Raw genomic sequence first — 23,425 nt, 5'->3', positions numbered from 1 at the left:
CCGAAGCCGCAACGGGCACCGGAGCGGGCGTCGCCGCCGGCGCGGGCGGCTGGGAAGGAGACGGCGCCGGCGTGGGCGGAGCGGCCGCCACCGGAGCGGCCACGGCGACCACGGCGGGCGGTGCGGCTGCAGGTGCCGGCGCAGGCGGTGCCGCAAGCGGCGCCCCCGCCGCTTCGGCCAATGCGGTCAACAGCTGGGACACGCTGTGCGCATCGAACGGGCGCTCCAGGCGGAAATCGGTCTGCGTGCGCGACGCCGTCGTCAGGCCCACCACCTGCTTGCCCGTGGCATGCAGGCGCAACCAGCTCATCGGACCGTACATGCTGTCCATGTCGACGATGACGTACTCGGCCTCATCGCCCGGCAGCAACTGCCAGGCACCGCCGAGACGCCCGTTGGCGTCCTTGATTGCATCCGAAAGCTGGGACTCGGTGTCCCGGTCCATCCCCGTAAGGCCCAAGGTAAGAGCCATCTGCATTCCCCGTTTCCGCGCGCCAGGCGCGCCTGATCACCGGCGAGTTTTGCCAAGCGCGTCCGCAACGTCAATGATCGTGGCGCGAATGTGCAACACAGGCCCGCCGGTACCGGCCCGGAGCGACGTGGCGTGCCAGCAAGTGACGCAGCCGGTCGCATCTTCCGACGCAACGCGGCAGCCGGCCGGCAGGGGCGCGGTGCGCGATGCTGCCCTGCGGCACGACGCGGCGCGGACTCAGCAGGTCAGCCGGGTGTTGCGCGGCAGCTGCTGGCGCAGGAACGCCATCTGGTCGGCGAGGATGTGGCGGTTGGAGAGGATCAGGTGCTCGATCCAGCTCGGCCGGAACGGTACCGCCAGCAGCGGCATGTTGGCCTGGTGCGGGGTGCGGTTGCCCTTGCGCGAATTGCAGCGGAAGCAGGCCGACACCACGTTCTCCCAGATGTCGCGCCCGCCCTTCGACACCGGCTGCACGTGGTCGCGGGTGAGCCTGGGCCGCGGGAAGTGCTCGCCGCAGTACATGCACAGGTAGCTGTCGCGGGCGAACAGCGCCGGGTTGGTCAGCGCGGGCGTGGGATCGAGCGCGCTGGACCGGGCCTGGCCGCGCGCGGCGATGATCGGCGGCAGGTCGAGCGTGCTGCGCTCGCCGGTCACGCGGTTGATGCCGCCATGCACCCGCAGGCAGGGGTCGCCGAGTGTCCAGGCGACCGCATCACGCGCATACAGGCAGGCCGCCTCCTGCCAGTTGATCCATTCCATCGCGCGCCCGCAGGCATCCAGCGACAGCAGCCGCACCGCGTTCAGGCGTTCGAGGGGATGGCGGGGAACCGGATGCAGCGCCGTCGGCGGCGCGATGTCGCCCGGACGCTTCGGCTCGGGCGTTCCCTCGTGGACCAGGCGCAGGGCTCTATCGGTCTCCATCGGGACACCAGCTTATACGCCTTTGTTGACGTTTTGTGTAGCCGATGCCCCGGCGCTACAGGGGCTTGCCCATCTTCACCAGGTCGTCGACGAACCCGTTCGCGCGGTACAGCCGCAGCGCGCGTTCATTGCCGGGGAACACCGACAGCGTCAGCCGGGCGCAGCCGCGCTCGCGCGCGAAGGCCTCGGCGTGCGCCAGCATCCGCGTCGCCAGCCCCTGGCCTTCGTGCCCGGGCGATACCGCGAGGTCGGACACGTGGCAGGTCGGCGCGCCGCCGAAGAAATCGGTCGCCATCACCAGGTGGATGAAGCCCGCGCGCTCGCCCGCCCGTTCGACGATGAAGAAATGCGAGGCCGCGGGCCGCCCGCGCACCTGCGCTTCGAGGTCCGCGCGCACCCCCGCGTTCACCGTGTCGCGGGTGCGCCCGGCGGGCAGCGGAAAGTCGCTGAAACGCTCGACGAAGCCGAGGATGAAAGCGTCGTCCTCGGGTCCGGCCACCCGCAGCGCGGTGACGTCCGTGTCGGCCACGGCGGCTTACTCCAGCGGCAGCACCGGCAGGCCGCCGATGCCGCTCTCGATCGCCGCCGCGTGCGCCAGCGTGCGCGGCAGGATGCGGGCGAAGTAGAAGGTCGCGGTGTCGCGCTTGTCGTCCTTGAACGCCTGTGGCCGGTCGGAGGCCTGCGCAGCGGCCACGCTGCGCGCCCACCAGTAGGCGAGGGCGACGTAGCCCGAGTACATCAGGTAGTCGTAGGCCGCCGCGCCGACTTCGTCGGGGTTCGCGGTGGCGCGCTTGCCGATCGCCATGGTGAGTTGCTGCCATTCGCCCGCCTTGGCCACCAGCGGCGCGAGGAAGGGCGCCAGCGTGGCATCGCCCGCGTGCGCTTCGCAGAACGCGGCGATCTCGCCGAGGATCACCTTCAGCCCGGCACCCTGCAGCTGCATCACCTTGCGGCCCATCAGGTCGAGCGCCTGGATGCCGGTGGTGCCTTCGTACAGGGTGGTGATGCGGGCATCGCGCGCCAGCTGCTCCATGCCGTGCTCGGCGATGTAGCCGTGGCCGCCGAAACACTGCAGCGCGTGGTAGGTGCACTCGATGCCCCATTCGGTCAGGCAGGCCTTGACGATCGGGGTCATGAAGCCGAGGAAGTCGTCGGCGCGCTGGCGGGCGGCCGCGTCGGCGCCGTGGTGGGCCTCGTCGACCAGCAGCGCACCGTGGTAGCCCATCACGCGGCCGCCCTCGACCAGCGCCTTGCAGGTCAGCAGCATGCGGCGCACGTCGGGGTGGACGATGATCGGGTCGGCCGGCTTGTCCGGGCAGACCGGGCCGCCGGCCGCGCGCATCTGCAGGCGCTCGCGCGAATAGCGCAGCGCGTTCTGCAGGGCGCGGTCGGACAGGCCCAGGCCCTGCAGGCCAACGGCGAGGCGGGCGGTGTTCATCATGGTGAACATGCCCATCAGGCCCTTGTGCGGCTGGCCGACCAGGTAGCCCTCGGCGCCGTCGAAATTGATCACGCAGGTGGCCGAGCCGTGGATGCCCATCTTGTGCTCGAGGCTGCCGCAGCGCACCGCGTTCGCGTCGCCCATCGCGCCGTCGCGGCCGACCTTGAACTTCGGCACCACGAACAGCGAGATGCCCTTGCTGCCGGCCGGGGCATCGGGCAGGCGCGCGAGCACCAGGTGCACGATGTTCTCGGTCATGTCGTGCTCGCCGGCGGTGATGAAGATCTTGGTGCCGGTGAGGTGGTAGCTGCCGTCGGCCTGCGGCTCGGCGCGGGTCTTGAGCAGGCCCAGGTCGGTGCCGCAGTGCGGCTCGGTCAGGCACATGGTGCCGGTCCAGCGGCCTTCGACCAGCGGCAGCAGGAAGGCCTGCTTCTGCCAGTCCTCGCCGTGCTGCAGCAGCGCCTCGGTGGCGCCATGCGAGAGCAGCGGGAAATTGCCCCACGACAGGTTGGCGGCGTCGATCATCTCCTTCATAGGGACGCCGGCGGCATGCGGCAGGCCCTGGCCGCCGAACTCGACGGGCGACACCAGGCCGGCCCAGCCGCCCTCGGCGTACTGCGCGTAGGCCTCCTTGAAGCCCGGCGGGGTGGTGACCGCGCCGGTGTCCTTGTCGAGGGTGCAGCCGTGTGTGTCGCCGACCGCGTTCAGCGGCGCGAGCACGGTCTCGCAGAAGCGCGCGCCTTCCTCGAGCACGGCGTCGAGGATGTCGCGGGTCGCGTCGGTGAAGCCCAGGCGCTGGAACGCATCCTCGGCACCGAGGACGTCGAACAGGGCGAAACGCATGTCGTCGAGGGGGGCTTTGTAGCTGCTGCTCATGTCAGGGGTCCTGCGAGGATTCGTGCGTGGAAGACGGGGCGGCGCGCGGGGTTCAGCGCAGCACGCCCGGCAGGCCGGGCGCGGGGCTCAGGGTGGAACGGTGTTCGACCTCGAACTCGCGCTGTTTGCTGCTCTCGTCGGGGGTCGCGAAAACCTCGCCACGCAGCGCATAGCCCAGGCTGCGGCCGCCGGCGAGCGCATCGGCCGCGGCGAGCTTGGCGCCGGCGCTGGGCACCAGGCGGGTCTCGACGACGTCGGCCGACTCGAGACCGATGTCCAGCCCCGGGCTGGCCTGCAGGGTGCCGGCCTCCTGGCCCGCCGCTTCCAGTGCCAGCGAGAAGCGGTCGAAGCGCATCGGGATGCTGCTGTAGTTCTCGATCCGCACCAGTGCCGTCCAGCTGCCGTCCGCGTTCACCGTCACCTGCTGCAGGCGCGCCGCCGGCTCCGACACGCGGCGCACCGGGCCGCTGGAACAGGCCGCCAGGGTGGCGAGCAGGGCCGCTCCCATCAGGGCGCGGAACACCGTGGATGCAGGGCGTGGCGTCATCGGCCGGGACTCCTCTGGAAAGGAGGTCGAGGATACACCGGCGAATGGAACCGGCATCCGCGCGCCCGGGACGGGCCCCCGCGAGGTCCGGGACGCCGTCGACGCACCATTTCGGGGCGCGCGTGGTGAAGAAGTGTCCATTCGCGGCGCCCGGACGGGCATTCGCGGAGCCCTGGGGCTCCGTCGGTGATGAACATTTGTCCAGCGCCGGAGCTCCGGGCTCCGTGAATGGTGAACATTTGTCCAGCGACGCCGCTCCGAGGGGCTTCGGCGGAGCATCCGGGCTCCGTTCGTGGTGATAATTTGTCCATCAGTGGAGCAATATTGTCCATTGCCGAAGCCCAGGGCGTCGACGACGCACCCCAACAGGGCGCGAATGAGGAAAAACACGCCGCGGGCGCGTCGATGCCCGACCTTCACGGCATGCCCGGCACGATGGGTCCGACCCCGATCCGTGAGACCGCCATGTCCCGTACCCACGCCCTGATCCTCGCCCTGGCCTTGCCGGTGCTCGCCGTGCCGGCCGCCCGCGCCCAGTACGTCGGCCCCTCGGACGTCGCCGCCGCCGACAGTGTCGCCGCGATCCTCGCCGACCCGGTCGACGACCGCGACGTGACCCTCACCGGCGTCATCCTCCGCAAGCTCGGCGACGAGATGTACATCTTCTCCGACGGCACCGGGGAGATCCGCGTCGAGATCGACGACGAAGACTTCCCGGCCAGCCCCATCGACGAGAGCACCCGGATCACCCTGCGCGGCGAGATCGACAAGACGCTGATGGCCGACCCGGAGGTCGATGTCGACGTGATCGAGCTGGTGCGCTGAGGGGCTCCCGCCGCGCCATCGATGTGACCCCGGGCGCATCGGCGCCCCCACCGGAGTGTTCCGCATGACCCGTTCCCGCTCACTGGCCCGTCGCCGTGCCCTGCGCGCCTGGGTCGCGCGCATTTCGATGGCAGCGGCCGTGGCCCTGGCCGCGTGCGCGGCACCGACGGGCAACGAACCGACCGCGTCCGCCGGTTCCGACCCGGCCACGACGACCGTCGATGTGGCCGACACCGTCTACAGCAACGGCGCGATCCTGACGATGGAGGGCGATGCACCCGCCTATGTGGAGGCGGTGGCGGTGAAGGACGGGCGCATCATCCACGCCGGCGACCTGGCCGGCGCCGAGTCGCTCGCGGGCGATACGACCCGCCGGGTCGACCTGGCCGGAAAAGCGATGCTGCCGGGATTCATGGACGCGCACGGGCACGTGTGGAATTCGGGCTTCCAGGCACTCTCGGCCAACCTGCTGCCGCCGCCCGACGGCGAAGGCAGCGACATTCCCTCGCTGGTCCGGCTCGCCAAGGCCTGGGCGGCCGACAACGAGCGCGCGATCGGCAAGGCCGGCTGGATCGTCGGCTTCGGCTATGACGACGCGCAGCTGAAGGAGCAGCGCCATCCGACGGCGGATGACCTGGATGCGATTTCGACCGAGCTGCCGGTGATCTTCATCCACCAGTCCGGCCACCTGGGCGCGATGAACCACAAGGCGCTGGAAATGGCCGGCATCACCGCCGACTCCGAAAACCCGCCGGGCGGCGTGATCCGCCGCGAGGACGGCTCGAGCGAGCCGAATGGCGTGCTGGAGGAGATGGCGATGTTCCGCCCCCTGTTCTCCATCATGGGCAAGTTCGACCAGGAGGCGAACGAGGCGGTGGCGAAGGCGGGCCTGGCGGCCTATGCGCGGCAGGGCTTCACCACGGCGCAGGAAGGACGGGCCACGCAGGCCGCGAGCGAGACCTGGCGTGCACTCGCAGGTCGTGGCGAACTGATCATGGACGTCGATATCTACCCCGACGTGCAGGCCGAGGAGGCCTACATGGAGGGGATCGGCCAGGCCATGCCGGGATACGAGAACGGCTTCCGCATCGCCGGCGTGAAGCTGAGCCTCGACGGCTCGCCGCAGGGCCGCACCGCGTGGCTGACCGAGCCGTACAAAGTGCCGCCGGAAGGCCAGCCTGCCGATTACCGCGGTTATCCGGCGATCCCGGACGAAAGCGAAGTGGATCGACTGGTCGCCCTGGCCTACGAACGCAACTGGCCGCTGCTGGCGCACTGCAACGGCGATGCCGCCTCCGACCAGTACATCAGTGCGATCCGCAAGGCGGTGGGGAAGTTCGGTGCCGGTGACCGTCGTACCGTGATGATCCACGCCCAGACCGTGCGCGAGGACCAGCTCGACACGATGAAGGAACTCGGCGTCCGGCCGTCCTTCTTCAGCATGCACACCTACTACTGGGGCGACTGGCACCGTGACGTCACCCTGGGCGAGCCGCGTGCCGACCACATCTCGCCCACGCAGTCGGCGCTCAAGCGCGGGATGATGTTCACCGAGCACCACGACGCCCCGGTGGCGCTGCCGAGTGCGCTGATGATCGTCGACACGACGGTCAACCGGACCAGCCGTTCCGGCGCGGTGATCGGCGCCGACCAGCGCCTCGGCGTCTACGACGCCCTGCGCACGGTGACGATCTGGGTCGCGCACCAGGACTTCCAGGAAGCGCACAAGGGCAGCATCGCGGAAGGCAAGCTCGCCGACTTCGTGATCCTCGACCAGGACCCGATGAAGGTCCCGCCGGAAACCCTGCGCAACCTGCAGGTGATCCAGACCATCAAGGCCGACGCGCCGATCTATACGGCGGACGGGGCGGGGGTGTAGATCCTCGGGAATTGCGTATCCGGCGCATCAACTGCATGTAGTCACGACCTGCTTGCAACGTGGGTCGTGCCTGCGCTATCAATATTCCAACGACGTAAGGCCGTCGCCAGTCCTGAGCCACACCGACAAGGTGCAGGACACGTTCCGAGACAGGGATCATTCCCATCGGGTTTTGCGCCTTCCCTTGCGGAAGGATTCAAACCTCATGGGACCCTTGTGGTGAACGCGAATCTCGAATTGCCGATCGCGCTTAGCTCAAACGATCGGGAACCAGTCAACGCGAAAAGACGCGTTGGAGGTTCCTTTTCTTGAACAGCTAAGGAGTGATCCATGAAGACTTCAATCAAGAACCGCGAGCGCGCGTTTGTCGCGCAAGATGGCCGCTGCTACTACTGCAAGTGTGCGATGTGGCGTGGGCATGGGCGAAAGGACTTCTGCCAGCGCCATTCGCTGACGCAAAAGCAAGCATTGGCGTTGCGGAGTACGGCCGAGCACCTCACGGCACGTTGTGATGGAGGTGGGGATGCCGCCAGCAATATCGTGGCGGCTTGTTTGCGCTGCAACGGCGGCCGGCATCAGCGGAAGGGCGCCCTAAACCCGAATGCGTTCGAGGGCTTTGTCGAGCGTCGGGTGGCGCTCGGAAAGTGGCACGGTTTTGACGTCAGGAGGCACAAACTGCGTCCCGTGTGAAGGACGCCGTAGCGCTTGGAGGGCCGGCAACCCAGGAATACCCGCGGTGCCGGCCACTTTGACAGCGTTCGAATGACGGTCGTTGCGCCATTGGTGCGGCGTGTCAATTGAGCTATTCCTTTGCCGGCGTGCCCTGCGCAGCGCTCGGAGCGTGGTGATTACCGGTGGTCGTGAAACTAATGCGACGCCGGCTGGGTGGTCGGTGCCGAAAGGCGAGCTGGTCAGCAAGTTGCAAGCGCTGCTCCGCGCTGGGGAGTTGCATATCGCCGCGACCTTGCTCGACGCGGCGGTGCCGGCGAGGGAGTTCTAGGAATTCCGGATGCGCTTTACCCTGGCGGGCAATGCGACCTTTAATGCCCGCGAGGGCGCCCACGACGACCTAGTGCTAGCCCTCGCGCTCGCCGTGTTCGGCTTGTCGCGCCCGGTGCCGGCTACGTCTGTTCCGGTGGAGTGGCCCTCATGAGCTTAGTCATCTGAACATTTCTGGTCGAAAAATACTCAGACAGTTGCGCGGCATATTCTGGCACCGGAATTGGGTCGATGATTGGCAATAGTTCTCGCGCAAGGTGAGTGAGTTGAACGCCATTGACTCGAAGAGTCCTTATCTGAGTTTCACCGCTTGGAACAAGTGCCCATTCGCTACCGTTGAATTCGAATGGATGGCATGCTCTCGCTTTTCCGGCGACGGAGATTGAGAAGTCAAAATAGGAGTTGAAATCCGGTATGACGAATCCGTTCTCATGCAGTCTGTTCAGTGCGGCAAAACTCAACCCGAAAATGGCAAGACCATTTGTTGAAGCGTCTCCCTTAACTGAGCAGACTCTCGCCTCAGCGACTCGACCGACGCCCATGGGGATCTTTATCGTCATGGCGCAGGAGCAGAGCTTTTGTAGGAGTCGCGCGGTTTCTTGATCGAGCTGAGCTAGCGCTCGTACTGCGCGAACGGAGAACGAGTTTGGACGTTGTATCTCGCCGGCAAGAATTTTCCCGAGCCGGGCGCGAAGCTCCTCGCTCTCTGCGGACTCTGCCTCCCGCTCAAATTGATTCAGCCAGTCGTCCGAGACTTCGGCTCGCTCTCCAGGCCCATCACTTTCATCAATTTGAGCTTCATGTGCGTCGATCGTGAGCTGCTGAGCAGCGATCCCAACAACTGCATCGACGTTTTTCTGTCGCCCGACAATCTTCCGCGCGTACTTGTGCGAGATTCTTAATGCGTACTGCGGATCAATTTCGACTGCATTCGATATTGCGTGCGAAGTGGCGCGAATAGAATCAACGCGTGCTTCGGTGATTGCGCGACGTTCCTCTGAAAAGCTTTCAAGGTGCGCGACCGGTATATCAATCAATGCCGAGCAAAGTCGGCTGAATGCCTTGAGGGCGCCTTGCTGAATTGGCGTGGGAACTCCACTCACAGCTGAGCTCACTACTTCCGCGGCGATCTGCCAGCCTTTTCCTTCATCGGCATTGTCATTCATTGAGGCTCCCCAGTGTGCTCTGAGCTCATGCGAAGAGGCGAAGCCTGAGGCTCGCGCCAATTATCAGTAAGAAGTAACCGGAGAAGAGTATGCCGATCTTCCACCAAAAGAACTTCCACATTGAATCGGAAAGAACGTCAGGGATGTCAACAAGAGCCTCGTCGTTCTTGTGTTTCGCATACAGTTCCTTGTAGAGCTTTCGCCAACGATTAGTGCACCACACGTACTGGCTGAAATCGACAAGCAACGCGACGCAGAGAAGGATAAGGGCGGTGAAGAGCCATGGGGTGAAAGGGCGTTCGGCTTCGCTCCGAAGTAACCACACGACAGCAATGCCCGCAAAGGCAAGCTGTCGGCCCACACCACTAGCGGTGCTAGCAGCCTCATTGCGGGATTTTTCGATCTCCGATAGCCGCTTGCCTTCTTGGCGAGCCTTGGTCGAAGCCGACTCTGCCGACTCGTTCCCCATCATTTTTGCCTCGGGCCAGTGTCGCCACCCCGATTCGGCGTCCCTTTGGTGCCGCCTTGACCTGGCCCCTTATTTGGAGTGCTCGGCTTCGGGCTAGAGGGCGGGGTTGTGGGCTTGGGGGTCGGACGCGGAGTGCTGGGCTTGGAACCGGTTGAATTGCTCACTGCACTTCCTCGCTAGATAGGTATGAGTAAGTTGCCACCGCACGGTCTCATCCTCCGAGACTTGATCCCGAAACTATAGAAGCCCGTCTCTCTTGACTAGGAGCTTCCCGTGGATCGTTGGACTTGGATGGCCCTCCGCATGTACGCGCCTGCCGCGCTGGCCTTGGCGACCGCGTTTGTGGTGCTCGGCGTCGCCGCGCGCTGGCAGCAGTTGCCGGTGCTGGTCGGCCTTGTGCCACTGTTGAAGTGGGGCTCGCTGGCTGCCCTGTTCTACGCCACCTTGCACGGCGCATGGGTCACCGCTCGCCTGTGGCGAGCCGAGCGTGGCGAAGGCCTGCTGTGCGAGTGTGGCGGCCCGCTTGGCGCCGAGATCAATGGACGGTACGGGCCTTACAGGCGCTGCTGGTCGTGCCGTCGCAACGTGCCATGTAGGCACTACGACTAGGTCGCTTAGCCCCCCAGTTTGCGCGGGCCACTTGCGGGCCATCGATGGCCGAGCATGCCTTCTAGGCGCCGTACCTAAATCCCCAAAAGCAAACGCCCCGCAGGGCTTAAACCCAGGCGGGGCGCGGCTTTGGTGGCTATGCAAGGCCACCAGAAAATGGTGGCCGGGGAGGGAATCGAACCCCCGACACGGGGATTTTCAATCCCCTGCTCTACCAACTGAGCTACCCGGCCTTTGCAGGACTTGCCGTGCGGCGAGCCTTGCGAGGCGCGCCATCATACGGAGGCGGGAAGAATGTGGCAAGCGTTTGACGCGAGCCGCGTGTTCATCATCGTGGCGTAATCGCCAGCAGGGGACGATGCGACGGTGGGGCGTGCTGGTGCGTACCCGATGGAAGTGGCTGTTGGCGGCCTGAATTCGACTGGACGGGAGGCGTGTGATGAACGGTTTCTTGAAGCTTTGTGGCGCGATGGCGGCGGTCGCCATGCTGTCGGGCTGTGCGTCGACGTCGAAGATCAGCGACGAGGACCGGCTGGCGATCTACCGGGCGAACGCGGGGGAGCCGGTGCGGAGTTTCCGTTACTTCGGCACGCTGGACAGCTGGACGCCGCTGGGTGACGAGGCGATGGCGGTGTGGACGCGGCCGAGCGAGGCGTACCTGCTGGAGTTCGGGAGTTCCTGCCCGGACCTGGACTTCGCGACGGCGGTGTCGGTGACGAACCAGGGCGGGCTGGTCTACGCGCGTTTCGACAAGGTGCAGGTGCTGGGGCAGGGCAGCATCCGGATTCCCTGCATCATCCAGGAGATCCGGCCGCTGGATACGCGAGGCGTGAAAGCGGACGAGGCGCAGAAGCGCGAGGCGCAGGCGATGCCGGCGGAGTGAGGCGGGCTTAGGTTTCGTCGGTGGGGACGTAGCCGGCAGGCTTGTCGGCGCCGCCTTCGAACAGGAACTTCTGCATTTCCGCGGCAAGGAAGGCGCGGTGCTTGGGGTCCATGGGGGAGAGGCGGTTCTCGTTGATCAGCATGGTCTGGTGGGCGAGCCACTTGGCCCAGGCGGCCTTGCCGATGTGCTGGTAGATGCGCTGGCCGAGTTCGCCGGGCCAGGGGACGAAGTCGAGGCCTTCAGTGTCGCGGTGTTCGTGCTGGCAGTGGACGGTGCGGGGCATGTTGTCGGGTTCCGTTTGGTCGGGGTCGAACTCTTGTTTCGCTGGCTGTGCGTCTCGGCAAGGCCGACCCGGTGCCGCCCGACAGGACACGCCGTGAACCCGTCCATGGGGGCTCGGGCGCGGCGTCCATGCCGCGCACGGTCCTGTCGGGCGACACCGGGCCGGCCTTCCTGTCATGGCCGCTATCTGGACTGGAAAGCGGCCGGGATGCTCACTCCCCAGCCCGGCTCAACAGCTTCCTGATCGGGGCGGGGATGCCGAGGGTGTCCAGGGCGTCGGACGGGACCCAGCGCAGGGTGTCATTGTCGCCGACGTCGTCGCGGGGGGCGACGGCGCGCCAGCGGCGGGGGTGCAGGGTGAGGCGGTAGTGGCTGAAGGCGTGGGCGATGGGGGGCAAGGGCTCGCCGTCGCCGGGGGCGTGGACGTGGGTGTCGCGCCAGGCGTCTGCGGCGTCGCGGTCTTCGGCTTGGGGCAGGGTCCACAGGGCGGCCCAGATGCCGGTCTGGGGGCGCTGCTGGAGCAGGATCCGGCCGCGGGCGTCTTCCAGCCAGAGGACGTCGGCTTCGCGCTGGGGCAGGGTCTTGCCGGGGCGGGGCGTGGGCAGGTCGTCGGTGCGGCCGTCGCGGTGGGCGACGCAGGCGCCGCGCAGGGGGCAGAGCAGGCAGGTGGGGCGGGCGCGGGTGCAGAGGGTCGCGCCCAGGTCCATCTGCGCCTGGGTGTAGTCGGGCAGGCGGGCGTCGGGCAGGTCGGGCGAGGAGGCGTGCGCGTCGGCCAGGGCCCAGAGCTGCTTCTCGACGCGCGGGGCGCCGGGCCAGCCGTCGATGCCGTGGTAGCGGGCGAGCACGCGCTTGACGTTGCCGTCGAGGATGGCGTGGCGGTCGCCCCAGGCCTGGGACAGGATCGCGGCGGCGGTGCTGCGGCCGATGCCGGGCAGGGCGACCAGGGCGTCGAGGTCGCGCGGGAGGTCGCCGTCGTGGCGTTCGACGCACAGGCGGGCGGCGGCGTGCAGGTTGCGTGCGCGGGCGTAGTAGCCGAGGCCGGACCACAGCGCGAGGACGCGCTCCTGCGGGGCGGCGGCGAGCGCGGGCAGGTCGGGCAGGGCGTCGACGAAGCGGTCGAAGTAGCCGATGACGGTGGCGACCTGGGTCTGCTGCAGCATGATTTCCGACAGCCACACGCGGTATGGCGTGCGCGGGTGCTGCCAGGGCAGGTCGTGGCGGCCGTGGGTGTCGAACCAGGCCAGCAGGTCGGGTGCGTAGCGGTCGATGGCGGCGCTCATTCGGCGTCGTCCTCGAACTCGATCACCACGCCTTCCAGCGTCGCGCCGGCGACGATCATGCGCGGGGTCTGGAGGCGGCCGTCGAGCGGCGGCAGCGGCGTGCCGGTGGCCAGGGCGTCGACCCAGGCCAGCACGCGTGGCAGTCGGAAGCGGGCGTCGAAGCGGGTGTCGTCGCGGGCGAGCATCAGCCGGGCGGGGCCGCTGGCGTCGAGGGGGCCGGCGTAGCGCAGGGCGAAGGGCAGCGGGGCGTCGGACTGGCCGACCGGCGGCGGCAGCGCCGGCCAGGCGTCGGGCCATGCGGCCAGCGTCCCGTGCAGCGCGAGGTCCAGCGGCGCGGTGGCCCGGGCGGAGGCGTCGAGCATGGCTTGGCCACGTGCGTCGAGCGTCGGGATGGGACTGTCGGCGCCGGCCGGCCGGAGCAGCAGCGCGTCCGGCGCAACGGACAGGCGCGATGTTTCGAACCGCAGCGGCCCCAGCAGGCCCAGTGTCAGCGGCAGGTCGACGCCGTCGGTCCGGTAACGGGCGAATGCACCCAGCCGCAGCGGTTCGGCGGCGATGCCATCGCGCCAGCGCAGCGGGCCGGAGGCGACCAGGGCGATCGGCAGGCTCAGCCCGTCGCGCTCGACCCGGACGGTGCCGCGGGCGGCCGCCGGGCCGCCGTGTCCGTCGAGCAGGGGCTGGAGCGGCGGCAGGTCGAGGTCAAGGTCGAAATCCGCCTGCAGCGGCGCATCGAGGTAGCGGCCCGAAGCGGTGACGGCGGCGGGTTCGTCGGGATGGACGCGCGGGCTGTCGAGGTCCAGCCGCTCGAACTGCCAGCCGATGCCGGCGACGACGCCATCCTGGATCGCCAGGCCATCGGCAAGCACCGGCAGTTCCAGGCCCTCGGAGGGCGGCCGCCCGGCAAGCCAGTGGCGCAGGGCCGGCAGGTCCAGCCGTGGCGCGTCCAGTTCGATGCGCTGGACTTCAAGTGCCGTGCCGCGCCCGCGCAGCGTGTCCCAGGGCAACGCGAGGTAGGCGCGTTCGGCGGTCAGCAGCGGGTCGGCCTGGCCGGGTTCGCGGACGACCAGCTGGCGCACTTCAAGCATCGGCACGCCGCGCAGGCGGTAGCGGGCCTCGCCGCTGAAGCCGATCTCGAGGCCGAGCGCTGCGCCGGCGCGACCGAGCACGAGGCCCGCGAGCTGGGGCGGCCGGGACAGCCAGAACAGCGCGATGACCAGCACGGCCAGCAGGCCGGCCAGGACCAGCGTGATGCGGCGCGTGCGACCCACCCCAGGCGTGGCCCGGCGATCAGGCGCCGAGCGCCTCCGGCAGCAGGGCGTCGACGAAGGCCTCGGCGTCGAACACGCGCAGGTCCTCCGGACGCTCGCCGATGCCGGCATAGCGGATCGGGATGCCGAATTCGCGGGCGAGGGCGAACACCACGCCGCCCTTGGCGGTGCCGTCGAGCTTGGTCACCACCAGGCCGGTCACGCCGACCGCGGCGTGGAACTGGCGCAGCTGGCTGAGGGCGTTCTGGCCGGTCGTGCCGTCGATCACCATCAGCACTTCGTGCGGCGCGGCGGCGTCGAGCTTCTGCAGCACGCGCTTGATCTTGCCGAGCTCGGCCATCAGGCCCTGCTGGGTGTGCAGGCGGCCGGCGGTGTCGGCGATCAGGACCTCGGTGCCGCGTGCCTTCGCGGCCTGCAGGGCATCGAACGCGACCGAGGCGGCGTCGGCGTTCTGGCCCTGCGCGATCACGGTCACGCCGTTGCGCTCGCCCCAGGCCTGCAGCTGGGCGACGGCGGCGGCGCGGAAGGTGTCGCCGGCGGCCAGCATCAGCGGGCGGCCTTCGTCCTTGTAGCGCTTGGCCAGCTTGCCGATGGTGGTGGTCTTGCCGACGCCGTTGACGCCGACGGTCAGCACCACGAAGGGGCGGGCGTCGCGGTCGATCTGCAAGGGCACGGCGACCGGGCGCAGCAGGCCGACGAGGTCCGTGCGCAGGGCGGCCAGCAGGGCTTTGGCATCGGCGAACTCGCGCGCCTTCATTCGCTTGCGCAGGTTCTCCACCAGTTCGGTGGTGGCGGTGACGCCGACGTCGGCGGTGATCAGCGCGGTCTCGATCTCGTCGAGCAGGTCGTCGTCCAGGCGCGGGTTGCGCGAGAACAGGCCGCCGAGGCTGCGCGCGATCGCGCTGCCGCCCAGGCGCTCGCGCCAGCTGGCCTTGCGGACCGGCTCGTCGGTGGCAGGGGCGTCGGGGGTGGGTTCGACAGGTTCGACGGGCACGACAGCTTCGGGCGCAGCGGATTCCGGCGCGGCGCTCGGCGCCGGTTCGTCCGGGGCCATCGGCTCGTCCGGGTAGCGCTCGGCCAGGGGTTCGGCATCCATCGCCGCGGCGACGATCTCCTCCGGGACCGGCAGGGCATCTGCCGGCGGGAGGTCGGCAACGGCCTCTTGGGTGGCATCCGGGGTGGCCCCGGCGGGCGCCTCCGAGGGCGCTTCCTCGGCACGCGGCGAAGGCGCGACCGGGTCGGGGAAGGCCGCGGCCAGCTCGGAAATGCGGCGCTCGGTTTCGGCGTCGGTGGGCTTTTCGGGCTTCTTGCGGCGGAAGAAACTGACCATCGAACAGGGGCGTGGGAGAATGGGGCCCATGCTATCACCGGCCCTCGCCAAGCCCCGATGAACAAACGCAGCCGCGATCGCCCCTCCCGCGACAGGACGGGGCCGGCACCGGGCCGGGTGCGGCTGATCGGCGGACGCTGGCGTGGCACCCGCTTGCCGGTGGCCGATGCCGAAGGGCTGCGCCCGACCGGCGATCGCGTGCGCGAGACGCTGTTCAACTGGCTGATGCCGGTGCTGCCCGGCGCGCGCGTGCTTGACCTGTTCGCCGGCAGCGGCGCGCTCGGGCTGGAGGCCGTGTCGCGAGGCGCGGCGTCGGCCCTTCTGGTCGAACGCGACCCCGCCCTGGCCCGCGGGCTGCGCGAGACCGTTGCGCGTCTGGAAGGGGCCGGGGCGGTCACCGTCGTCCAGGCCGATGCGGTGGCTTGGCTGGGCCAGGCGCCCGTGGCCGGCTTCGACATTGCCTTCGTCGACCCGCCTTTCGACGCGGGGCTGTGGGCGCCCGCGCTGGAGGCGCTGGCACCCGCGATGGCGCCGGAGGCATGGCTCTACGTCGAGTCCCCGGCCGACGTGCCTGCACGCGTGCCGCCCGGTTGGGGCCTGCATCGCGAAGGGCGGACCCGCGAGGCCCACTATGCGGTGTACCGCCGGCTGCCGCTGTTCAAGGGCGGCCCCGCTGCTAGACTTGGCGCCCAAGCCCTGCCGGAGCCGGGCGCGACCGGGGACGATGCCGGTCCCCCCGGCGTCGCCGAACGCCAGTGAACGGAACCACAGCCCACCGATGACCGCGGCCCGACAACGCATTGCCGTCTATCCCGGCACTTTCGACCCGATCACCAACGGCCATGTCGATCTGGTCGACCGGGCGGCCCCGCTGTTCGAGAAGCTGGTCATCGGCGTGGCCGAGAGCCCGGGCAAGGGGCCGGCCCTGCCGCTGGCGCTGCGCGTGGACCTCGCACGCGAGGCGGTGGCGCGCCATCCCAACGTCGAAGTCCGCGGTTTCGATTGCCTGCTGGCGCATTTCGTGTCCGACGTCGGCGCCGGCGTGCTGTTGCGCGGGCTGCGGGCGGTGTCCGACTTCGAGTACGAGTTCCAGCTCGCCTCGATGAACCGTCACCTGATCCCCGATGTCGAAACCCTGTTCCTGACGCCGGCCGAGCAGTACGGCTTCATTTCCTCGTCGCTGGTGCGCGAAGTCGCCCGACTGGGCGGCGACGTCTCTGGCTTCGTGCCGACCCCGGTGGCCGCCGCCCTGAAGGCGGAGTGGCAAGACGCGCGCCAGGCGCCATAATCCAACCGATGCAAACCAAGGGAATTTCCAGATGAAGATGTCCATCCGCATGCTCCTTGCCGCCGCCCTGACGCTGCCGATGCTGGCGGCATGCCAGAAGGACGAGCAGGCCGAGGTCGTCGAGGCCCCGCCTGTCGCCAAGCCCGCCGGCAGCGACGAGAACGCCTGGGCCGAGTACCTGACCGACGTGGTCAAGCGCAATGTCGGCACCGCGACGAGCGTCTACCTGTACACGCTGCCGTCGCCGGATTCGGCCGATTACGAAGGCGAGTACGAGCGCCAGCTGGAGAAAGCGCAGACCGACGTGATGCGTGGCGGCGTGGAAGGCACGCTGCTGGCCTACGGTTCGCCGGATTCCAGCAAGAGCGCCGACCTGGCGGTGGAAGCTTTCGAGGTGGCGCAGGAAGGTTCGATGAAGGGGGTGCGCGTGCTGTTCATCGGTGACAACGCCGACTTCGCCCGCGTCAAGACCACCGTCGAGCCGTCGGGCGCGACGTTCCAGTTCGTCGAAGCGAAGTAAGTGCCCGAGCGCCCGCGCCAAGGCGTGGGTGGCTTCGTGCAGGCCTCCCGCGCCGCTCGCCGGGAGGCCTGCAACACACTGTCCTGCCACGGCGAGCGCCCGTGGCTTGCCCTCGCGCCACTGGCCGAGCACAGTCGAAGGCGAGCGCCGCCCCCGCCGGGGCCTCCGCGGCGTTCCGCCTCCCCACGCGTATCGCGATCCGCATGTCCCTGAAGATCAACGAGCTCTGCGTCAACTGCGACGTCTGCGAGCCGGCCTGTCCCAACCAGGCGATCTCGCAGGGCGAGACCATCTACGTGATCGACCCTGCGCGCTGCACCGAGTGCGTGGGTCACCACGACGAGCCGCAGTGCGTCGTCGTCTGTCCGGTGGAATGCATCGATCCCGACCCCGAATTCCCCGAAACCGAGGCGCAACTGCTGGCCAAGCTGGTCCGGCTCCAGCAGGAATGACCCGCGAACCCGAAGGAACCCGCATGCGACCGACGTTGCGAACCCTGGCCCTTTCCGCCCTGCTTGCATCGTGGCTGCCCATCGCGGCCTGTGCCGCGCAGGAGGTCCCGGCGCGCGCCACGCCCGCGGCGGGCGCGACATCACGCCCCGCGGTCGCCATCGCCAGCGCGCACGCGCTCGCCACCGACGCGGGCCTGGAGGTGATCGCCGACGGCGGCAATGCCTTCGACGCAGCGGTCGCGGTGTCGGCCACGCTGTCGGTCGTCGAGCCGATCAGTTCGGGCCTGGGCGGCGGTGGCTTCTTCCTGCTGCACGACGCGAAGACCGGTCGCGACGTCTTCGTCGATGCGCGCGAGACCGCGCCGGCCGCGGCGACGCCAGAGATCTACCTCGACAAGGATGGCAACCTGGACCGCGACCGCTCGGTCAATGGTCCGTGGTCGGCCGGCATCCCGGGCCTGCCCGCGGCACTCGTGCACGTGGCCCAGACCTACGGACGCCTGCCGTTGTCGGAGTCGCTGGCGCCGGCGATCCGCATCGCCCGCGAGGGCTTCCCGGTCTATGGCCGGATGGCCCGCGGTTACGCAGCGCGGCGCGAGGTGATGGAGCGCTATCCCGGCAGTCGCGCCGTCTTCCTGGCCGATGGCGACACGGTGGAGGAGGGCGAGCTGTTCCAGCAACCCGACCTGGCCCGCACGCTGGAGAAGCTGGCGGAAGGGGGCTTCGACGGGTTCTACAAGGGCGAGACCGCGCAGAGGCTGGTCGACGGCGTGAATGCCGAGGGCGGCCAGTGGACGCTGGAGGAGGTCGCCGGCTACCGGGTGCGCGAGCGCGAACCGGTGCGTTTCGGGTACGACGGCTGGGAGATCGTCACCGCGCCGCCGTCGTCGTCGGGTGGCGTCGCGCTGGCGCAGATGCTGCAGATCCTTGAGCCCTGGGACCTGGCCGCGCTGCCGGAGGCGGAGCGCGTGCACCTGGTCGTCGAGGCGATGCGGCGCGCCTATCGCGACCGCACCTTCTACCTGGGTGACCCGGATTTCGTCGACGTGCCCATGGCGCTGCTCACCGACCCGGCCTATGCGGCCGGACTGCGCGCGACCATCCATCCCTCGCGGGCGACCCCGAGCGACCTGCTGTCCGGCCAGGCGACGCCGCTGGAGGACGAGGAAACCACGCACTTCTCCATCATCGATTCGGACGGCAACCGCGTCGGCGCCACCCAGACGGTCAACCTGCTGTTCGGTTCGGGACTGGTCGCGCCCGGCACCGGCGTGCTGCTCAACAACGAGATGGACGACTTCGCGCTCAAGCCGGGCACGCCGAATGCGTTCGGGGTGATGGGCTTCGATGCCAACGCGCCGGAACCGGGCAAGCGCATGCTCAGCTCGATGACGCCGACCTTCATGGTCTCGCCGGACAAGGTCGCGGTGCTCGGCACGCCGGGCGGCACGCGCATCATCACGATGGTCCTGCTAGGCGTGCTCGGTTACGCGGACGGGCTGGACGCGCAGGCGGTCGCCGCGCTGCCGCGCTACCACCACCAGTGGTTGCCGGACGCGGTGTCGATCGAGAAGGATGCGTTGCCGCCGGACGTCGTCGAGACCCTGCGCGGCATGGGGCACGTGGTCAACGTGCCGGGCGAGGCGGGCGACGGCCGGCGTTCCAGCGACAGTTGGGGCAATCTTCAGACGGTCAGCTGGAATCGGGTGGACAATACCCTCGAAGGCGGCACCGACCCCCGCAATCCGGTGGGCAAGGTCGGCTTGATGGACGGACTGGGCGCCCTGCCCTGAGGATCGCGCGATGAAGCTCTGGTCGGTGCTCGGCAACAGCCAGAAACTCGACGGCGGCGCGATGTTCGGCAACGCCCCGCGCGCGCTGTGGGAGCGCTGGGCGACGCCGGACGACGCCAACCGCATCGACCTGGCCTGCCGCGCGCTGCTGGCGACGCCGCTCGCCGGCAAGACCGTGTTGTTCGAGGCCGGGATCGGCGCCTTCTTCGAGCCACGGATGCGCGAACGCTTCGGCGTGGTCGAGCCGCACCACGTCCTGCTGGACTCACTCGCGGACGCCGGTTTCAGCCCCTCCGACATCGACGTCGTGGTGCTGTCCCACCTGCATTTCGACCATGCCGGCGGGCTGCTGCGCGCCTGGCAGGACGGCGAGCCGCCGCAGCTGGTGTTCCCGAACGCCACCTACGTGGTCGGGCGCGAACATTTCGACCGTGCGCGTGAGCCGCACCCCCGCGACCGCGCGAGCTTCATCCCGGAGTTGCCTGAATTGCTGGCCGATACCGGCCGCCTGGAGCTGGTCGAGGGTGAGTACAGCCGCACCCTCGGCGATGCGGTGCGCTTCCATTTCAGCGACGGGCACACGCCGGGCCTGATGCTGGCGGAGATCGTCGGTCCGGAGCGCGTCGACGGCGAGGCGCACGGCGGGGTGGTGTTCTGCGCCGACCTGATCCCGGGCCGGCCCTGGGTGCACGTGCCGATCACGATGGGCTACGACCGCAACGCGGAGCTGCTGATCGACGAGAAGAAGGCGTTCCTGGCCGACAAGCTCGCGCGCAACGTGCACCTGTTTTTTACCCATGATCCGGAGTGTGCGCTGGCGCAGGTGGCGCGCGACGACAAGGGGCGGTTCCATACCGTCCACGAAGTGGCCAGCCTGCAGGCCCGGATGCTGCGCGCATGACGCGCCCGTGGGGGCTGGCCCTGTGGCTGTGCCTGGCGATGCCCGCGGCCGGGGCGGTGCCGCTTCTTCCTGAGGCCGGCCTTCCGCCGACCCTGGACGATGGCGCCGAGGCCCGTTCGGCGCAGGTGCTCGAAGACCCGGATTTCGGCGTGCGTCGTGAGGCGCTGGGCCTCGATCGGGTCGTCGAGATGTACCAGTGGCGTCGGCAGGGCGATGGCTACGAGCGCGTCTGGAACAGTGCGCTGATCGAGTCGACGGGCTTCGACGCGGACCACCAGAATCCCTCCATGGCCCTGCAGGGCGAGCGCTGGTGGGCCTCTTCACCCCAGCTGGCCGGGTATCCCCTGGACGCCACCGTGCTGCGCGAGCTGGGCGAATGGCGTGTGTTCCGTCCGGCCTTCTCCCGCTTGCCCCTCAACATGGCGGCCACGTTCCAGCCCGACGGAGATGGGCTGGGCAGCGCCGAAAATCCGCTCCAGCCGCAGGTCGGGGACCTCCGGATCCGTTGGCGCGAGCTGGTGCTGCCGGCCCTGCACGACCGGGTGGCGTTCCGCGATGGCCGCTGGCACCTGGCGTCGTCGTCCGGGCCGCGGACGGCGGAAGACGCCGATCCTCGACCGGTCGCGTCGGCACCGTCGCCGGCCGAGCGGCCGCTTTCGCAAGGCTGGTGGCTGCTGGCAGGTGTCATTCTGCTCGGTGCGCTGCTGCTGTTGACCCGCCGCAATCGTGGAGGCCGATCATGACCATGCCCCTGGTGACCCTGCTGTTCGCTTCGCTGCTCGTCCTGCTCAACCTGGTGCTGCTGGCACGCGTGTCGTTGTCGCGGCGCCAGGCGCAGATCGGTATCGGCAGCGGGGGCAATCCCGCCCTGCAGCGGCGTATCCGCGTCCACGCGAACTTCATCGAACAGGTGCCGTTGGCGCTGTTGCTGATGGCCGTGCTGGAGCTGTCGGGCCTCGCGCCGGGCTGGCTGTGGGGGCTCGGCGCCGCGCTGCTGTTGGGCCGGGTGTTGCACGCCGTCGGGCTTTCGCGGACGGCCGGCTATTCGTTCGGGCGGGCCGTCGGGACCCTGCTGAGCTGGGGCGTGCTGCTGGTGGCGTCGCTGCTCGGACTCTGGGTGGTGCTGTTCCGCCTCGCCTGATCGTGCCCCCGGAGCGGGGCGCGTCTCAACCACGCGTGCCGAAGATGCGATCACCCGCGTCGCCCAGGCCGGGCAGGATGTAGCCGACCTCGTTGAGGCGCGCGTCGATCGCCGCGGTGTAGACCTCGACGTCCGGATGGCGGGCTTCCAGGGCGGCAATGCCTTCGGGAGCAGCCACCAGGAACAGGCCCTTGATGCGCGTGCAGCCGGCGGCCTTCAGCATGTCCACCGTGGCGACCAGGGTGCCGCCGGTGGCCAGCATCGGGTCGAGGATCAGCGCGGTGCGTTCGTCCATACGGCCCGTCAGCTTCTCGTAGTAGCCGACCGGCGCGAGGGTCTCCTCGTCGCGTTGCAGGCCGACGACGCCGACCTTGGCGGCGGGAATGAGCGCCAGCACGCCGGGCAGCATGCCCAGTCCGGCGCGCAGGATCGGCACCAGGGTGATCTTGGCGCCCTTGATGCGCCGGGTCGTGACGGGCCCGGCCCAGCCGTCGACGCTGGCTTCTTCGGTCTCGAGGTCGGCGGTGGCCTCGTAGGTGAGCAGGGTGGCGACCTCGCCGGCCAGCTCGCGGAAGGTCTTGGTGCTGTTGCCGGCGGCGCGCATCAGGCCCAGTTTGTGCTGGACCAGCGGGTGGGCGACTTCGACGACCTTCATGGCGGGCTCCCGGGCGGTGGCGTCCAGTGTGCCCGCTTGGCCGGCCTCGACCAAGGCAGGGTTGCATCCCGGCCCGGATCGCGCATCCTTGCGCGGCCGTCCGGCGAGGACGGTTCCGATCCGTCCCCACCGGAGACCCCGATGCAGCTCGATGATGCGACCCCCGACCAACTGCAGGCCCTCGAGGCCCGGCTTGCCGCCGACCACCAGGCCTTCGTCGATCGCGGGCTCGCGCTCGACCTGACGCGGGGCAAACCGTCGGCCGAACAGTTGACCCTGTCGGATGCGCTGGACGGGATCCTGCAGGGCGACTATCGCGCCGGGGATGGCACGGATACGCGCAACTACGGCGGGCTCGACGGCCTGCCCGAGGCCAGGCGCCTGGGCGCGGCGCTGATGGGCGTCGATGCCGGCGACGTGCTGGTGGGCGGCAACTCCAGCCTGACCCTGATGTACCAGGCGATGCTGGTCGCGCACCGCTTCGGGCTGGCCGGCCCGGACAGCGCCTGGTCGCGGCAGGGGACGGTGAAGGTGCTGTGCCCGGTGCCGGGCTATGACCGCCATTTCACCGTCTGCGAGCAGCTGGGCATCGAGATGGTGACCGTCGACATGACGGCCGGCGGTCCGGACATGGACCGGGTCGAAGCCCTGCTGGCCGCCGATCCGTCGATCAAGGCGATGTGGTGCGTGCCGAAGTACTCGAACCCGACCGGCGTCGTCTACTCGGATGCGACCGTCGAGCGCATTGCCGGCCTGGGCCGCATCGCGGGCGAGGGCTTCCGGGTGTTCTGGGACAACGCCTACGCGGTCCACGACCTGCGCGGCTTCCGCCCGCTGGCGTCGATCAGCGAGGCCTGCGCGCGACAGGGCACGCAGGACTCCGTGCTCCAGTTCGGCTCGACCTCGAAGATCACCCATGCCGGGTCCGGCGTCGCGTTCATGGCCGCCAGCGCGCTCAACCTGGGCGGGTTCAAGCGCTTCCTCAATGCCTGCACGATCGGTCCGGACAAGGTGAACCAGCTCCGCACGGTGCGCCTGCTGCCGGATCGCGACGCCCTGATGGCCCACATGCAGCGCCATGCCGAGGTGCTCGCGCCGCGCTTCAAGGTCGTGCTGGACACGCTGGACGCGCACTTCGCCGACAGCGACCTGGGACGCTGGGAGCGTCCGGACGGCGGCTACTTCGTCTCGTTCGACACGCGACCGGGCGTCGCATCGGCCGCGGTGGCGCTGGCTGCCGCGGCGGGCGTCAAGCTCACCCCGGCGGGCGCGACCTTCCCGCATGGCCATGACCCGCTGGACCGCAACATCCGCATCGCTCCGTCCGTGCCGACCCTGCCCGAGCTCGAAGTCGCGATGCAGGTCTTCGTCACCTGCGTGAAGCTGGCCAGCGTCCGCGCCGCGCTCGCCGGCTGACGTCGGGGCGCA

General features: G+C 69.1%; 25 protein-coding genes, 1 tRNA gene and 1 pseudogene. 14 read left to right on the top strand and 13 right to left on the bottom strand.

Translation table 11 applies throughout. The features are described from left to right. The 5 genes from H4F99_RS13400 to H4F99_RS13380 form a co-directional block, all read right to left on the bottom strand. The coding region (locus tag H4F99_RS13400; RefSeq protein WP_220481177.1) for a hypothetical protein at positions 1 to 472 on the bottom strand (472 nt) is incomplete at its 3' end. Positions 473 to 709: 237 nt separating this feature from the next. Then, positions 710 to 1,393, bottom strand: coding sequence for an HNH endonuclease (locus H4F99_RS13395; protein WP_182670297.1), 684 nt, complete (start codon positions 1,391 to 1,393; stop codon positions 710 to 712). Between the two features lie 55 nt (positions 1,394 to 1,448). Beyond that, the gene (locus H4F99_RS13390; RefSeq protein ID WP_182670295.1) at positions 1,449 to 1,922 is read right to left on the bottom strand and encodes a GNAT family N-acetyltransferase; all 474 of its coding nucleotides are present in this window, start codon (positions 1,920 to 1,922) and stop codon (positions 1,449 to 1,451) included. 6 nt (positions 1,923 to 1,928) lie between these two features. Beyond that, complete coding sequence (locus tag H4F99_RS13385) at positions 1,929 to 3,710, bottom strand: acyl-CoA dehydrogenase C-terminal domain-containing protein (protein ID WP_182670293.1); 1,782 nt, start codon at positions 3,708 to 3,710, stop codon at positions 1,929 to 1,931. A gap of 52 nt (positions 3,711 to 3,762) precedes the next feature. Then, complete coding sequence (locus H4F99_RS13380) at positions 3,763 to 4,257, bottom strand: hypothetical protein (RefSeq protein WP_246372058.1); 495 nt, start codon at positions 4,255 to 4,257, stop codon at positions 3,763 to 3,765. Positions 4,258 to 4,722: 465 nt separating this feature from the next. On the opposite strand from H4F99_RS13380, the gene H4F99_RS13375 reads away from it, so the two are divergent. From H4F99_RS13375 to H4F99_RS13365, 3 genes are all read left to right on the top strand, one after another. Continuing rightward, positions 4,723 to 5,082, top strand: coding sequence for a YgiW/YdeI family stress tolerance OB fold protein (locus tag H4F99_RS13375; RefSeq protein WP_182670291.1), 360 nt, complete (start codon positions 4,723 to 4,725; stop codon positions 5,080 to 5,082). Positions 5,083 to 5,146: 64 nt separating this feature from the next. Continuing rightward, positions 5,147 to 6,961, top strand: coding sequence for an amidohydrolase (locus tag H4F99_RS13370; RefSeq protein ID WP_220481176.1), 1,815 nt, complete (start codon positions 5,147 to 5,149; stop codon positions 6,959 to 6,961). Between the two features lie 330 nt (positions 6,962 to 7,291). After that, a complete protein-coding gene (locus tag H4F99_RS13365; protein ID WP_182670289.1) occupies positions 7,292 to 7,651 on the top strand; it encodes an HNH endonuclease in 360 nt (119 codons plus the stop codon). A 431-nt stretch (positions 7,652 to 8,082) separates the two neighbouring features. Here the strand turns inward: H4F99_RS13365 and H4F99_RS13360 are convergent, their stop codons facing one another. Both H4F99_RS13360 and H4F99_RS13355 read right to left on the bottom strand, forming a co-directional pair. Next, the gene (locus H4F99_RS13360; RefSeq protein WP_182670287.1) at positions 8,083 to 9,126 is read right to left on the bottom strand and encodes a DUF2806 domain-containing protein; all 1,044 of its coding nucleotides are present in this window, start codon (positions 9,124 to 9,126) and stop codon (positions 8,083 to 8,085) included. Positions 9,127 to 9,151: 25 nt separating this feature from the next. Then, a complete protein-coding gene (locus tag H4F99_RS13355; RefSeq protein WP_182670285.1) occupies positions 9,152 to 9,598 on the bottom strand; it encodes a hypothetical protein in 447 nt (148 codons plus the stop codon). Positions 9,599 to 9,868: 270 nt separating this feature from the next. Between H4F99_RS13355 and H4F99_RS13350 the strand changes: the two genes are divergently transcribed. Next, positions 9,869 to 10,204 carry a hypothetical protein gene (locus tag H4F99_RS13350; RefSeq protein WP_182670283.1) on the top strand — a complete coding sequence of 112 codons (336 nt, stop codon included), beginning with the start codon at positions 9,869 to 9,871 and terminating at the stop codon, positions 10,202 to 10,204. A 157-nt stretch (positions 10,205 to 10,361) separates the two neighbouring features. Here the strand turns inward: H4F99_RS13350 and H4F99_RS13345 are convergent. Further along, a tRNA-Phe gene (locus H4F99_RS13345) sits at positions 10,362 to 10,437 on the bottom strand. 206 nt (positions 10,438 to 10,643) lie between these two features. On the opposite strand from H4F99_RS13345, the gene H4F99_RS13340 reads away from it, so the two are divergent. Continuing rightward, positions 10,644 to 11,087, top strand: coding sequence for a DUF6491 family protein (locus H4F99_RS13340; RefSeq protein ID WP_246372055.1), 444 nt, complete (start codon positions 10,644 to 10,646; stop codon positions 11,085 to 11,087). A gap of 7 nt (positions 11,088 to 11,094) precedes the next feature. Here the strand turns inward: H4F99_RS13340 and H4F99_RS13335 are convergent, their stop codons facing one another. The 4 genes from H4F99_RS13335 to ftsY all read right to left on the bottom strand — a co-directional run bounded on the left by H4F99_RS13335 (position 11,095) and on the right by ftsY (position 15,247). Continuing rightward, the gene (locus H4F99_RS13335; RefSeq protein WP_182670281.1) at positions 11,095 to 11,370 is read right to left on the bottom strand and encodes an oxidative damage protection protein; all 276 of its coding nucleotides are present in this window, start codon (positions 11,368 to 11,370) and stop codon (positions 11,095 to 11,097) included. 211 nt (positions 11,371 to 11,581) lie between these two features. Then, positions 11,582 to 12,649, bottom strand: a complete 1,068-nt coding sequence (mutY, locus tag H4F99_RS13330) for an A/G-specific adenine glycosylase (protein ID WP_182670279.1) — start codon at positions 12,647 to 12,649, stop codon at positions 11,582 to 11,584. Continuing rightward, entirely contained in the window at positions 12,646 to 13,917 is a 1,272-nt protein-coding gene (locus tag H4F99_RS13325; RefSeq protein WP_182670278.1) for an AsmA family protein, read from the bottom strand. The genes mutY and H4F99_RS13325 overlap by 4 nt, the downstream gene beginning before the upstream one ends. 19 nt (positions 13,918 to 13,936) lie before the next feature. Further along, a complete protein-coding gene (gene ftsY, locus H4F99_RS13320) occupies positions 13,937 to 15,247 on the bottom strand; it encodes a signal recognition particle-docking protein FtsY (RefSeq protein ID WP_182670322.1) in 1,311 nt (436 codons plus the stop codon). A gap of 57 nt (positions 15,248 to 15,304) precedes the next feature. On the opposite strand from ftsY, the pseudogene rsmD reads away from it, so the two are divergent. From rsmD to H4F99_RS13280, 8 genes and pseudogenes are all read left to right on the top strand, one after another. Next, positions 15,305 to 15,895: pseudogene (rsmD, locus tag H4F99_RS13315) on the top strand (16S rRNA (guanine(966)-N(2))-methyltransferase RsmD); the annotation flags it as partial. Positions 15,896 to 16,025: 130 nt separating this feature from the next. After that, positions 16,026 to 16,535: a pantetheine-phosphate adenylyltransferase gene (gene coaD / locus H4F99_RS13310; RefSeq protein WP_182670275.1), complete on the top strand. Its 510-nt coding sequence runs from the start codon at positions 16,026 to 16,028 to the stop codon at positions 16,533 to 16,535. Positions 16,536 to 16,566: 31 nt separating this feature from the next. Next, positions 16,567 to 17,055, top strand: coding sequence for a hypothetical protein (locus tag H4F99_RS13305; protein WP_182670273.1), 489 nt, complete (start codon positions 16,567 to 16,569; stop codon positions 17,053 to 17,055). Between the two features lie 203 nt (positions 17,056 to 17,258). Continuing rightward, a complete protein-coding gene (locus H4F99_RS13300; RefSeq protein ID WP_182670271.1) occupies positions 17,259 to 17,507 on the top strand; it encodes a YfhL family 4Fe-4S dicluster ferredoxin in 249 nt (82 codons plus the stop codon). Between the two features lie 23 nt (positions 17,508 to 17,530). Then, positions 17,531 to 19,300 carry a gamma-glutamyltransferase gene (gene ggt, locus H4F99_RS13295; RefSeq protein WP_182670269.1) on the top strand — a complete coding sequence of 590 codons (1,770 nt, stop codon included), beginning with the start codon at positions 17,531 to 17,533 and terminating at the stop codon, positions 19,298 to 19,300. A 10-nt stretch (positions 19,301 to 19,310) separates the two neighbouring features. Beyond that, positions 19,311 to 20,201 carry an MBL fold metallo-hydrolase gene (locus tag H4F99_RS13290; protein WP_182670268.1) on the top strand — a complete coding sequence of 297 codons (891 nt, stop codon included), beginning with the start codon at positions 19,311 to 19,313 and terminating at the stop codon, positions 20,199 to 20,201. Next, on the top strand, positions 20,198 to 20,944 hold the full coding sequence (locus H4F99_RS13285) for a TMEM43 family protein (protein WP_182670266.1): 747 nt from the start codon (positions 20,198 to 20,200) through the stop codon (positions 20,942 to 20,944). The genes H4F99_RS13290 and H4F99_RS13285 overlap by 4 nt, the downstream gene beginning before the upstream one ends. After that, positions 20,941 to 21,342 (top strand): MAPEG family protein, encoded by a 402-nt coding sequence (locus tag H4F99_RS13280; RefSeq protein WP_220481175.1) that lies wholly within the window; start codon positions 20,941 to 20,943, stop codon positions 21,340 to 21,342. Before H4F99_RS13285 ends, H4F99_RS13280 begins: the two co-directional genes overlap by 4 nt. Positions 21,343 to 21,367: 25 nt before the next feature. Here H4F99_RS13280 and upp read toward each other — a convergent pair whose 3' ends face one another. Continuing rightward, positions 21,368 to 21,997 carry a uracil phosphoribosyltransferase gene (gene upp, locus H4F99_RS13275; protein ID WP_182670263.1) on the bottom strand — a complete coding sequence of 210 codons (630 nt, stop codon included), beginning with the start codon at positions 21,995 to 21,997 and terminating at the stop codon, positions 21,368 to 21,370. 141 nt (positions 21,998 to 22,138) lie between these two features. Between upp and H4F99_RS13270 the strand changes: the two genes are divergently transcribed. Further along, a complete protein-coding gene (locus tag H4F99_RS13270) occupies positions 22,139 to 23,413 on the top strand; it encodes an aspartate aminotransferase type Ic (protein ID WP_182670262.1) in 1,275 nt (424 codons plus the stop codon). Positions 23,414 to 23,425 lie beyond the last annotated feature (12 nt).

The sequence above is a fragment of the Marilutibacter penaei genome (assembly GCF_014145395.1).
GTDB classification, from domain to species: domain Bacteria; phylum Pseudomonadota; class Gammaproteobacteria; order Xanthomonadales; family Xanthomonadaceae; genus Marilutibacter; species Marilutibacter penaei.
This window is presented reverse-complemented; position numbering and strand designations above follow the sequence as displayed.

Coding starts and splice junctions, on each gene's coding strand:
- ftsY (WP_182670322.1), bottom strand. CDS start 15,247: ATGGTCAGTTTCTTCCGCCGCAAGAAGCCCGAAAAGCCCACCGACGCC.
- upp (WP_182670263.1), bottom strand. CDS start 21,997: ATGAAGGTCGTCGAAGTCGCCCACCCGCTGGTCCAGCACAAACTGGGC.
- H4F99_RS13385 (WP_182670293.1), bottom strand. CDS start 3,710: ATGAGCAGCAGCTACAAAGCCCCCCTCGACGACATGCGTTTCGCCCTG.
- H4F99_RS13365 (WP_182670289.1), top strand. CDS start 7,292: ATGAAGACTTCAATCAAGAACCGCGAGCGCGCGTTTGTCGCGCAAGAT.
- H4F99_RS13335 (WP_182670281.1), bottom strand. CDS start 11,370: ATGCCCCGCACCGTCCACTGCCAGCACGAACACCGCGACACTGAAGGC.
- H4F99_RS13305 (WP_182670273.1), top strand. CDS start 16,567: ATGAAGATGTCCATCCGCATGCTCCTTGCCGCCGCCCTGACGCTGCCG.
- H4F99_RS13360 (WP_182670287.1), bottom strand. CDS start 9,126: ATGAATGACAATGCCGATGAAGGAAAAGGCTGGCAGATCGCCGCGGAA.
- H4F99_RS13290 (WP_182670268.1), top strand. CDS start 19,311: ATGAAGCTCTGGTCGGTGCTCGGCAACAGCCAGAAACTCGACGGCGGC.
- ggt (WP_182670269.1), top strand. CDS start 17,531: ATGCGACCGACGTTGCGAACCCTGGCCCTTTCCGCCCTGCTTGCATCG.
- H4F99_RS13280 (WP_220481175.1), top strand. CDS start 20,941: ATGACCATGCCCCTGGTGACCCTGCTGTTCGCTTCGCTGCTCGTCCTG.
- H4F99_RS13270 (WP_182670262.1), top strand. CDS start 22,139: ATGCAGCTCGATGATGCGACCCCCGACCAACTGCAGGCCCTCGAGGCC.
- H4F99_RS13375 (WP_182670291.1), top strand. CDS start 4,723: ATGTCCCGTACCCACGCCCTGATCCTCGCCCTGGCCTTGCCGGTGCTC.
- H4F99_RS13380 (WP_246372058.1), bottom strand. CDS start 4,257: ATGACGCCACGCCCTGCATCCACGGTGTTCCGCGCCCTGATGGGAGCG.
- H4F99_RS13395 (WP_182670297.1), bottom strand. CDS start 1,393: ATGGAGACCGATAGAGCCCTGCGCCTGGTCCACGAGGGAACGCCCGAG.
- mutY (WP_182670279.1), bottom strand. CDS start 12,649: ATGAGCGCCGCCATCGACCGCTACGCACCCGACCTGCTGGCCTGGTTC.
- H4F99_RS13340 (WP_246372055.1), top strand. CDS start 10,644: ATGAACGGTTTCTTGAAGCTTTGTGGCGCGATGGCGGCGGTCGCCATG.
- H4F99_RS13355 (WP_182670285.1), bottom strand. CDS start 9,598: ATGATGGGGAACGAGTCGGCAGAGTCGGCTTCGACCAAGGCTCGCCAA.
- coaD (WP_182670275.1), top strand. CDS start 16,026: ATGACCGCGGCCCGACAACGCATTGCCGTCTATCCCGGCACTTTCGAC.
- H4F99_RS13370 (WP_220481176.1), top strand. CDS start 5,147: ATGACCCGTTCCCGCTCACTGGCCCGTCGCCGTGCCCTGCGCGCCTGG.
- H4F99_RS13300 (WP_182670271.1), top strand. CDS start 17,259: ATGTCCCTGAAGATCAACGAGCTCTGCGTCAACTGCGACGTCTGCGAG.
- H4F99_RS13285 (WP_182670266.1), top strand. CDS start 20,198: ATGACGCGCCCGTGGGGGCTGGCCCTGTGGCTGTGCCTGGCGATGCCC.